This window comes from Pedobacter sp. P26 (assembly GCF_050632135.1).
In the GTDB taxonomy this organism is placed as follows: Bacteria; Bacteroidota; Bacteroidia; order Sphingobacteriales; family Sphingobacteriaceae; genus Pedobacter.
This window is the reverse complement of record NZ_CP192574.1, coordinates 1811934-1822743: the sequence shown is the minus strand read 5'-3', so window position 1 is coordinate 1822743 and position 10810 is coordinate 1811934. Positions and strand designations below refer to the sequence as shown.

Here is a 10810-nt window from a genome sequence, read left to right as displayed (position 1 = left end):
AATAACTATCTAGTCTCCAAAAATCCACTGCACCTCAGACAATCTTAAAGGAATTTCCGATTTCTCATTAGTTTTTAATTTTAGAATAACAAATTTCCCTCTCTTACCTCTCTGTATAGTAAAGCCATTGTCCCATTGCTTCGCTTCTATGATATCCTTACTTGGAATTTTGCCTTCAATAACAGGTTGTCCAGGTTCCTTGGGATTGTCGGTAACGTATACCGTGAAAGCAGTCGGTCTGATATTCTGATCGGAAACCGTTATTCTACAACCCGTTACAAACCTTGGTTTAATCAATTCGACTACGCAGCTTGCATCTTTGGTATACGCATCTGTTTCCCAAAATGATTCCATGTTGCCATCAAAGGCAAAAAGAGCAGGGCTCTCCGGATGTTCATATAGACTTTTAACCGACAGGACTTCATTTGCAGAGGAAATGCTTTTAGTAAAAATAAGCTCCACGAGCTCTTTATTTTCTTTGGGGTTAAAAGCAGGCGAAGCCATGTAATCTAATGTACTCTTTAAGAGTTGACGGGCTATATAACGGTTATCCAAATCCGATAAAATATCAAATGTACATAGCAAAAGTTTGCCCTTCCCAATTTTCGTTTCCACGATGGCACCTAATTTATCGTCTCTTACTGGATCATCAATGACTTGAACTATCGGGCGATATTCAGGTGCTGTCTTATTCAGACGCAATACACGGGCGTTATTAGTAAGTTCCCACCATTGCCAATTTGAATAAAAATCAGTCGGAAAGTCTTTAAAAACAGGATGATCAGGATTACATAATATCCCCATAGTCTTAATCTGATAATCGAACATAATGGTAGACCAAAATGGCGTTGTAAAAGTCATTCGCTCGGTCTCAGGCAATTTGTTTGTGACTAAAAGCGCAGTAGCGCCATCTCTAATTTTTCTCAACAAGGCACTGTCTGCCGTAGTTGCAATAGTGATATTCTCCGGGACATCAACTTTTTTTGAGGCAGGATAGACGAATATTTCGTAACTATTGGAAATCCCCAAATGATTCTCTTTGAATTTTATAGTCAGTTTTGAAGCGCGGGAAATACCTGACAGATCAAAAGAGACATGGCCGAGGAGGTTTACATCACCTTGTTTCAACCTTGTACCCACTAGACTTCCTGTTTTGATTATTTTGCCATCAGCTAAAACTTCCCATTTAACATTCATTGTGGGGATATCGGATAAGGAATAATTGGGGATGACCAGATCTGCGGAGAAAGCTTCATTATTTAACCATGTTCGTTTTGGCATTTTTAGGAGTAATGTAACATCATTACAAAAACCTCGAAACTCCTCAGGGGTTATCAGGCCTTTTGATTCCCAAAACTGGTTAAGCAAACCGACCATGGCGCTTCCTTGTCCAGGATAATCATGTAAATCAAGCAGTTGAAATCCTCCCATTCTAGGCGTACGTAAGAGCCGTTCAATCTCTTCACGATATAGCAAAGCTGACAATTTTCCCGAAGCATTTAAAAAATCCCTTGCCTGGTTCAGCATTCCCTTCTGCTCGAGTCTACTCTTGAAAATCTCAAAATTTCTTGGCGCGAGGACACCTGTATATTTTCTTATTTCCCGGAAATCAGGAAATATGGTCCATTGTCCTACTTCGTGACTAATAATCGGCCATTGGTTATATGGTGGCTGAAGCGTATAGGAATAATCTTTCTCGGTATTGGGTTGTTCTGTTGCGAAATAATCTTTCATGCGCCTTTCAAAACGCCTGCCCTTAAATTTTCCTGCATGGGCGACCTGAAATTCGTCTCCTTTTAATCTTTCGAAGAGGCCCATAGCTTCCAGATTTGCTGACCCTGCGTATAGGTGACGTGTGTCATATCGTTTCCCAAAGGCTACCAATTTTTCTAAAACTTTGGGATCGCCCTTTACCTCATTGCCCATGGACATAAGTACGAATGAAGGGTGATTACCGTAAGTATCCAACACCCTTTTAAGCTCTGCCTGTAAAAATTCATCAATTTTAGGGTCCTTTCCCACAAGTGAATTTTCCCACGATTGAGAGAATAATGGCAATTCAACTTGAAGTAATATACCAGTTTCATCAGCTGCTTCAAATGCTGCTTCAGGAGGACACCACGAATGGAACCGCCAATGATTTAACCCATAAGACTTTCCATTCCGGAAAATTGCAAGCCAATCGTCCTTCTTCATTGAGGGATAGCCTGTAAGTGGGAAACTCCCAGCGTCGTGTTCCCCTCTTAAAAACAGCTTTTTGCCATTTAGGACTAAACGACCTTGCTCGACTGTGAAATCCCGCACTCCAAAGGTAACTTCATGAGTATCGGCATTGTTATTGGTAAATTTGCCATCTATCTGCAGCCTATATAGATTAGGTGTAAATTCATTCCAGGGCTTGAACTTACCGTTCATCGGAACCGTTATTGTAAGTGGTTCCGATATGGACTTATTGCGAATGTCCTGAGTAAAACTCTTAATAATTTTATTACCCGCCTTTATTGTTAGCCTTAACCTTCCGGAAATCATTTTTGCGCCAGAATCATTCAATGACATTTTTACTTGAAGTAATCTTTTTTGAAAAGAAGGATAAACCTGTACATTGCTGAAATGAATTGGTGCAACTTTACGAAGTTCTATCTTACCAATTATGCCATTCCAAATGGTTTGAACCTCTGGCGAATAACCGTGGCTCCAAGAACCTAGATTGACCTGAGGTTTGTTATCAACTCTGATGGCTACGAAATTTTTTCCAGCTCGAAGAAATTTGGATATTTCGTATTGATGAGGAATTGATAAACTGTTCTGTTCTCCTGCAAAGGCACCATTTATCCAAACCTTAGTCTGCCACATACACCTTTCAAGGCTAATATATATATTATTTTTTTCCAATCCAGCGGAAGTGTAATTTCCCTTCGATACCAGGCTGCACCTATGTAAACTCGCTTACGAGCCAATCGGTATATTTCGGGCCTTCCGTCATATAGAGGCGTACCATTGACGTGCTTGTTACCAAATCCGCCGACGTCGGTTGATCCAGGAAGTTGAATTTTGAACGGCAAAACATTATTATACCAATGTTCAGCCTCTCCAATATTTAATGAGTCGAGTTTAAATTGCCAAACTCCTTCTAAAGGAATAACTGTTTTTTTTGTGCGAAAAGAATAAATGGAGAAAAAAGGAGGATAAATATAAATTTCATATTTTGAATGATTTGGAGATAGCTTATAGAATGTTATAATGGATTTTTTAAGACCCGTAATTGGTGGACAAGTGATAGCGTTTGCCTTTGATGGTGGAAAATTCAAGCACATAAAAATTACCTTCCCGGAAAGTTTTTACACCCTCTAGTAGCAGTCTAGAAGTGCTACGCACCTTACAATAGGAACCATTAATTGATCGTATTGTTGTGGTTAATAGTTTTCCGTTTTTCCATTTCATATCAACTTCAAAACCTTCACGTGCCATCAATCCGCTTATTTCGCCACTGCTCCATGTTGATGGAAGTGCGGGTAGCAGGCGAAGTTCCTGATTTTGGCTCTGTAGCAGCATCTCCGCAATTCCAGCTGTAGCTCCAAAATTGCCATCTATTTGAAAAGGTGGATGTCCACAAAACAAATTGGGGTAAGTCCCTCCAGCGTTTGACATATTAACTTTATAATTGGTTGTGGGATTGAGCAGGTTCTGAAGAAGTTTATATGCACGGTCTCCGTCTTCTAATCTTGCCCAGAAATTAATTTTCCAAGCTAAAGACCATCCCGTGCCCACATCGGTACGAGATTCCAGGGTTTTTCTAGATGCTGAAGCAAGTTCCGGGGTTTTCTGAAGGTTTATTTGCACACCTGGATACAAGGCGAAAAGATGTGAAACATGTCGGTGTGTTGGCTCTGTCTCTTTGAAATCTTCTGGCCATTCCATTAACCTGCCATCAGCAGAAACTTTAGATGTTGATAGATTGTTTAACGTTTGTTGAAACTGTGTTTGCAAAGATGAGTTGTCCTTAAGTATCCTTCCAGCCTGTATAACAGCTGAAAACAAACCGTGGATAATTTGTTGGTCATGCTCCGGGCCCATAGTTATTGATCCCTCAGAGCCATCTGGCGCAAAAAACTTGTTTTCCGGTGAGGTAGATGGACCAGATACTAACTTACCAGTCTTGGGATCTTTAACTAGCCAGGAAAGGTAAAATTTGGCTGATCCCAGCATAATAGGATATATTCTTGTTAAATATGCTCGATTTTTTGTGAAAGTATAATGATCCCATAATTGTTGGGCTAACCAGCCGCCACCTGCAGTGTACAGTCCCCAGCCTGTACCTTCGCCTGGTGAGGTGAAGCCCCACACGTTAGTGATAGCCTGACTACACCAACCACTAGCTCCATATTGGATACGTGCAGTCTCTGACCCTGGCTTTACTAGTGATTCAACCAGATCAGTAAAAGGCGAGTAACATTCAGGAAGATTTGACACATCGACTGGCCAGTAATTCATTTGGAGGTTGATATTCGTGTGATAATCAGAATTCCAAGGACTTTTTATTTTATTGCTCCAAATTCCCTGAAGATTTGCAGGCAAAGAGCCACTACGCGAGGAGGCTATCAGCAGATATCTCCCGAACTGGAAGTAGGTTTGCTGTAATCTGAGGTCATCTTTGTTCCCCAAACGAATATTTGTAGGTATGGTATCTTCGCCGTATTGGTCAAGGTTAAATTTAACCCGACTATACAATGATCTGTAATCGGCTGTATGCCTCTGATTTAACTTATTAAAAGAAATAGCTTTAACCCTACGTAATTGTTTTAAAGAGCTAGCTAATGGATCACCTTGTTTATAGGTTGGATAGATTTGTGCGTAATCTGTATTGGCCGTTAGAACTAGCGTGACTGCATCACCATCCTTGACCAGAATTGCATCTTTAACGTAGCTTATTTTGGCTTTGCCAACGGCTTTAAGGCATGCAGCATAGGCCATTCCCTGTCCATCTAGACCATTCTCAAGATTTCCAGTCATTAACAGCTGATCCTTCTGAACTTGAGTTTTAGAATGTTCAGCACGGGTGAGCCTTACCTTAAAGTTTATGGAATACCTTTTATCTGCGGTAAACCGGATGATAATAGCACGGTCTGGGTAACTTGCAAATATCTCGCGCTTAAAACGGATACCTCCTTGTGTATAGGTTATAATAACCTTTCCACTATCCAAATCAAGTTCTTTACGATAATCTGAATAAGGCGCATCTGTCTGAAAGTCAAAAAAGAGATCGCCTAGTGTTTGATAGCTTCCATATTGCTTTCCCGCGGATCCGGGACCTTTACATACTTGCGTTAGAGAGGTAAGTCGGCTGGCTTCTTTATACCTTCCCGAAAATAGCAAATCACGTATGCTTTTTAATGATTTTGCGGCCGCGGGATTATTACTATCCTGGAAACTACCCGACCAAAGAGATTTTTCATTCAATTGAATGCGCTCGCGGTTAACGTCTCCGAAAACCATTGCTCCCAGAAAACCATTACCAACGGGTAGAGCCTTTAGCCATTCAGGATCACTTTCAAAAACATTTGCTACATCAGGAGTAGTTGAGTTAGCAGGTTTGTTAAACCAAACCTTAGCTTTCGGGGCCTCATTAATATTAAGTTGTGCATTGGACGGGGTTGAGGCGACAAGCACAATTATCGAAAATAAAAAAATGCATTTAATAATAGTTTTCTTCATAGTTATTGATTTTCAAAAAGGAATAATGGTCATATTAAATTTATTCAAACATACTCCTTATTTTACAAGCATAAATCTCCTTTTAAGGCCTTTTTTGATCATGCTCTACGACAAAAATTGTTATTCCCAGCAACTTATTATATAGGAAGTAACTTCTGCAAATAAATGTCAATGGACTTATTATCATCTTTTCCAAAGCAATCAAACAGTGGATTTTTACGAATTCACTGTTTGATCATACCGCTTAGTACCCTGGATTTTGAACCATAGCAGGCATCTTCGCCATTTCTACCTGAGGAATAGGCATCAGATAGTGCTGTTGTTTGAATACATGTAAGCGGATTGTGTTAGTAACCTGATAAGTAAAATTATTACCAGACTTTGTTATCAACATCGCCTTATTATAACCATTATTCACCGTTTCAGCAATTTTCCATCTTCTTATATCATTCCATCGATGATCTTCATTCATTAATTCAATCCGCCGTTCATTTTGAATGAAGGACCTCATTTCCGATACGGTCATCCCAGCTTTCATGCCATACAACCCGTCAATTCCAGCATCAATGCCAGCCCTTTTCCGAATGGAGATAAGTTTTGGATAAGCTAAAGCAGTATTACCTGTTTCATTTATTGCTTCCGCATAATTGAGTAAAATCTCCGCATATCGTATCAAAGGCCAGGCTCGTTCCGTTACAAATGTACTGTTACTGGAAATATTTTCATCACACATTTTCCTGCTATAATATCCAGTTGTTGTCGGGCCAGCCTTTGTTGCTGAGAGGTAGCCATCAGTGGGCGCACCATCAAAGGTATTTACAGGAACCTTTGTGCCAGTCGTTGTGCTATAATATAAAGCACCGTTGTAAATAATAGAATATCCAAATCTCGGATCGCGGTTCAAATAAGGATTTGATTCTAAGAAACCCGAAGTTGGATCATAGGTGGATTTACCATTTTTCATCGGAAAAGATCGTGCCAATTGTTCAGTTGGCTGAGAATTTTTTGCTCCTCCTCTTGAAGGAGGGTTGTAATAGCCCTCAAAGTCCCTATTTGTGGCTCGTTGAAGTGCAAAAATCTGTTCAGTATTTGGATATCTCTTTAAAAATGTATTGTAAAAGCCATATCCCGGTGCAGTGACGTTATCCTCCATCAAATTGTAATAATTGCTGTTAATAACTGCTTCAGCTGCATCTGCGGCTTTCTGCCAATGAGCGACATCATAAGCCGGATAACTGACGATACTTGCAAGTTGCCCAGACGCTACGGAAAAACCATTAAACAGTGGACTTGCTGCATACAATAGAACACGCGATTTTAGTGCAAGACAAGCTCCTCTTGTAACTCTGCCAAAATCCTGTTCTGCATAATCCCCGGGGGCGGGAAGAATTGAAGCCGCAGCGTCCAATTCACTTATAAGGTAGTTAACGGATTCCTGGAAGCTCGACCTCGGCAGATTGATAACATCAGAAATTCCATAGATATTATCACCGATAAGTGGTATTCCTCCGAAATTGATCAATAGATAATGATAATACCATGCACGTAGAAATCTCGCCTCACCAGCTAATCGACGTTTCAATGGTGCACTTAAAGGGGATAGTGGTAGTTTCGCCAATAGCACATTAACCTTCCTAATGTTGGAGTACGGGGTTGACCAAAAATCTGCCACCCCACCCTGACCGAAGAAATTATTAGGTGATATAGTGCCACTATACATTATTACAATCGGCTGACCAGTGCCAGAATATGCGTACTCCGCGTCATCAGTTGCCATTTCGGTATTTCCGTGTCCACCATATCTAGTCTTATTGAAGCTATATCCAATCCCACTATAAATGTTACTAAGAAACCCGATTGTCTTGACGCTATCTGTAAATATAGATTCTTCCGTTTCTCCAGTACTTGCTTGACCATCCAGAAAATCGGTTGATTTCTTACACGAAGTGTATAAAATCACTAAACTTAATAAAATAAATATTTTTTTCATCTTTATTTTTCTAAAATGTGACACTTAAACCAAAATTTAACATCCGTTGTGGAGGATATTTTATCCTATCCTGTCCTGAGTTTGATTCCGGATCAAACTGATATCGGCTACCTAGATTTGAGAATGTCAACAAATTATAACCATTTACATAGGTACGAATAGATTGTACCTTTACCCTATCCAAAAACCGTTGCGGGAGTGTATAACTAAATTCTGCGTTTTTGAGCCGCAGATAATTTCCTGAAACGGACCAAAATGTAGATGGGAATGATGATGGACTGCTAATGCCAGGATTCAGAGTTAAGAGCGGGTATTGAGCATTGTCTCCAAGTTCAGGAGTCCAACTATTTTGGTGAACAGACGTAGGCTTAGATAGGAATGCTTGTATTGCCTCTGCAACGCCTCTAACCTGGAAGTTGGTTGCTGCCTGAAATAGCAGACTGAGGCTGAAATTTTTATAATTAAATCCTAAGTCTAGTCCATAGTTCGTATTAGGCAAATTGGGTTGTCCAATGTATGCCTGATCAAAAGAATCGATTTTGCCGTCACCGTTAAGATCAGCATATTTCAAGTCTCCGACTCTTGGAGCTACAATTGGGACAGGGCTTGCTGCGATGTCAGCTTCTGAATTATAGAAACCGATCCACTGGTATAGAAATCCTGCCCCAATACTGTTACCTGTCGCCTGTTGGTAAGCGTAAGCTTGAATGGGCTCATCTCTGAAAACGATTTTGTTTTTAGCATATGAATAATTAGCTCTAACAGAGTATCCAAAATCTCCAATCTCATCACGGAATGAAAGTTCAATCTCTCCACCCTGATTTCGAACGACGCCTAAGTTTACAGGTGGCAACCCAACTCCAAAAACTGAAGAGACGGTACCCCGACTAGTTAGGATATCAGATCGTTCATTTCTAAATAAATCTATTGAACCTGATAGCTTGCTTTTGAACATTGAAAATTCGATCGCAACATCCAGTTTTTTTCCTTTTCCCAAGTCACTTCGTTATTACCTAGTGTTCCCTCATAGAATCCATTATAATTGTTGCTTCCAGTACCGAAGTTTGCATTCCCACCCTGAAAGTAATTTTGCTGATAATAGTATGAGAAGCTATCACCGATCTTATCATTACCGACTATCCCATAAGACCCCCTTATTTTAAGAAAATTTATAAACTGGATATTATCCTTGAAAAATTTCTCTGACGAAATATTCCACCCTGCAGAGGCTGCTGGGAAAAGACCATATTTTTTTGCGCTCACGAATCTGTCAGATCCATTATACGCTACGTTAAACTGGAATAAATATTTATCAGCATAATCATAACCAACCCTCCCTGAGTAACCTTTGAAATTATTGGGCACAAAATTATACACCGAGTTTGAACTTGCTTGAAGAAGAGTATTTGTATTCATCAAAGCCAACCCATAAACATGGTGCTTGTCAAAATTTTGATCAAAGTTCAAATGTATTTGAGTTGTTAGGTTTCTCACTGTACTGCCAGGACCATAACCAATAAAATAACGTCGCACCCTGTAAACATTGGCATCTCTTGGGGCATAATTATTATTTACGGGATCATATATAAATGACGGGAATTGATCTCTTGTCATATTTCTGGTATAATTGTGTGTGCTTGCATATGATAGGACACCTTTTATAGATAATCCCTTAGTTATAAAATCCAGCTTCTGAACAGCATTACCAACCAGGTTCATGTTATTTTCAAAATTTCTGGTATATCCATAATGCGCTATTCTCCCAACAATATTATTTTGGTTATATTGGGGATTTTCATCACGTTGCCAAGTACTATATCCGTAGCTTCCGTCGGGATTATAGATTGGATAGGCCCATGGTGCAAGTGCAGGAAAACTTACGTAGTCGTAAAAAAGGTCATTATAACCAAAAGCGCTTGCAATGTTGTTATTATTCGTAATGGAAATATTCCCATAGAGATTGAGCCGCAATTCAAGAGTTTTGGTCGCCTGGATATCCAAATTAGAGCGGTAGTTGTATCTGTTATAGTAAAAGTTAGAATTTACCCCATTATCTGCACTATAATTTTTCAATAAACCATCCTGTAACAAATATCCTGCAGAGACGAAATATTTTACCTTTTCTGTGCCACCGTTGATATCGAAATTTCCTTTATTTTGAATACTAAAATCTTTGAATAAAATTTTCTTCCAATCATTATCTGGATGTCCATATGGGTCTGAACCATCTTGGAATTTCTGCAGGTCACCCGCGTTCCATCGAGGCATTAGTCCATCATTTACCCTTGCCTTATTATACAATAAAGCGGTTTCGTAAGAACCCAGAAACTCTGGCATTATCGTTGGTTGCATAACACTGAATTCGTTTCTTAAGGAAATCCTTGGCTTACCAATCCTTCCCCTTCTTGTAGTCACAACAACAACACCGTTCGCACCTTTCACTCCATAAATTGCGGTAGTTGCTGCATCTTTCAAAATACTAACATCCTCAATTTCGTTCGGATCAAGTAATGAGAACTGACTTGCAGTATATTCAATGTCATCCACAATAATCAAGGCTTCGTTAGATCCGGAATTGTATGAACTTATACCACGGATGAAGAATTCAGCCCCATCCGCACCAGGCCTTCCAGATCGCTGTTGGGCGAAGTAGCCTGGCAGACGTCCAACTAATGTATTCTGCAAACTGGCTGAAGGGTTTTGTCTAATTGCTTCACCAGAAATGCTACTTATTGAACCAGTTGTGGTAAGTTTTTTCTGTTTTCCGAATCCTAAAACCACGACTTCCTCTAAATTATTGTTATCGATGTCTAACCGGACATTTATTACGTTTCGGTTTTCAATCTTTAGGCTTTGTGGCACATAGCCAACGTATATAAACTGAAGAATTCCTGATTTACCTTTTAGCGTAATTTTATATTTGCCATCGCTGTTCGACACAACTGTGTTTTCAACATCTTTCTCCTTTACCGATACGCCTACCAAAACCCCTGAATTATCTCTTATAGTTCCTTCTATTGTGCGTGCTTGTGCAATTGCATGATTAATAAAGGCCGTCAATAACATTGACAGCAAGATTTTATAGATTGTTATTTTCATGATGTATAT

5 protein-coding genes are annotated in these 10810 nt (G+C 39.7%); all 5 read right to left on the bottom strand.

Going from position 1 to position 10810, the window contains the following annotated elements:
- Window positions 1–9: 9 nt before the first annotated feature.
- On the bottom strand, window positions 10–2853 hold the full coding sequence (locus ACQ86H_RS08370) for a glycoside hydrolase family 2 TIM barrel-domain containing protein (RefSeq protein WP_431294454.1): 2844 nt from the start codon (window positions 2851–2853) through the stop codon (window positions 10–12).
- Between the two features lie 396 nt (window positions 2854–3249).
- Window positions 3250–5712, bottom strand: coding sequence for a glycoside hydrolase family 95 protein (locus ACQ86H_RS08365; protein WP_431294453.1), 2463 nt, complete (start codon window positions 5710–5712; stop codon window positions 3250–3252).
- A gap of 244 nt (window positions 5713–5956) precedes the next feature.
- Window positions 5957–7702, bottom strand: a complete 1746-nt coding sequence (locus ACQ86H_RS08360; RefSeq protein WP_431294452.1) for a RagB/SusD family nutrient uptake outer membrane protein — start codon at window positions 7700–7702, stop codon at window positions 5957–5959.
- Window positions 7703–7712: 10 nt separating this feature from the next.
- A complete protein-coding gene (locus ACQ86H_RS08355) occupies window positions 7713–8699 on the bottom strand; it encodes a TonB-dependent receptor domain-containing protein (protein ID WP_431294451.1) in 987 nt (328 codons plus the stop codon).
- Window positions 8627–10801: a SusC/RagA family TonB-linked outer membrane protein gene (locus ACQ86H_RS08350; protein WP_431294450.1), complete on the bottom strand. Its 2175-nt coding sequence runs from the start codon at window positions 10799–10801 to the stop codon at window positions 8627–8629. Before ACQ86H_RS08350 ends, ACQ86H_RS08355 begins: the two co-directional genes overlap by 73 nt.
- Window positions 10802–10810: the final 9 nt, after the last annotated feature.